Below are 1,085 nucleotides of genomic sequence, written 5' to 3' on the forward strand. Positions count from 1 at the left end.
CCAGGGTTCTCGGCTTCGAAAGCCGGCGCCAGTTTGATGGCGTCCTGCATCTGCGAGTTCGAAACCATCGCGATGGTGACTGTTCGTTCGCCGGAACCACCGAGCGCACCAGCGCCCGCACATCCCGACACCAGGAGGCAGAGCGCCGCCGCGGCAGCGCCCCACACTCGTCTTCCTGTTTTCACGGATTACCTTCCTTCACACTTGCGTGTCAGTCGCGCGCTCGGACAGCGAAACTCGTGAGATCGCTAGCCTTCGAGCAGCCACTGGGCGCACTCGACGTCGGTGACGAGTACGTTTGCCAAACCTCCGCGCAATGCGCCCAGAACGGCCTGGCGTTTGTGTGTTCCTCCCGAAATCAGAATCGTCTGATCGCAGGATTTCACTGCGTCGAGCGAGACGGAGACCGTTCGCTCAGGTAGTGGCCCCTCCACTGGATTGCCGTCGATCGTGTAGAAACGGCCGCCGATTTCACCGACAGCGCCTCGACTTTCCAACTCGTCCAGCATGGTCGAGTCGACGAAGCTACCGGCAAACAAGGTCGTGGCAGTCGATACGGCACCGCCTCCGAAAACCATGATGTCGGAATCAGTTCCAGCTTTCAGCGCCTTCGAGATGACCGAGTCGTTTCGCATCGACTCCACAGTCGCCGGGTCGGCATACAGCGGAGCATTGAGGCGAATAGGATTGGCCTGCAACTGTTGTGCACATCGGCCGATAGTGAAGTCGACACCGGTTTGGTAGTCGGTCACCGTCATGGAGCCGTCAAGTTGTACCACAGCCGAGCACTTCGCCGCCTTGTCTGGCAAAGATCCTGCAACCGCAACGGTTTCCGGGCCCCAGGTAAATCCGAGAACACTCGATGGCTGCAGACGACGAACCAGAACTTCCGCTGCTCGTCGGCCGAGCGCGTCGAAGTCCGGATCGTCCGAGTCCGAATTCGCTTCGGGCACAATCAACACTTCGGCCAACCCGAAGTGCTTCTCCAGCTTCGATTCCAACTCCGTGTTCACCGAACCTTCGAGCTCGGGCGGTACCAAAATCTCGACCTTGACCAAACCTTGGGTCCGCGCCCTGGCCAACAG

At 59.8% G+C, this 1,085-nt stretch carries 1 protein-coding gene and 1 pseudogene; both read right to left on the reverse strand.

Annotated elements, in window-relative coordinates; genetic code table 11:
* Positions 1-185: pseudogene (locus ABT116_RS49575) on the reverse strand (hypothetical protein); the annotation flags it as partial.
* Between the two features lie 63 nt (positions 186-248).
* On the reverse strand, positions 249-1,085 hold an 837-nt coding region (locus tag ABT116_RS49580), incomplete at its 5' end, for a sugar-binding transcriptional regulator (protein ID WP_351648292.1).

The sequence above is a fragment of the Streptomyces sp. NPDC002130 genome, from assembly GCF_040296465.1.
GTDB lineage: Bacteria > Actinomycetota > Actinomycetes > Streptomycetales > Streptomycetaceae > Streptomyces.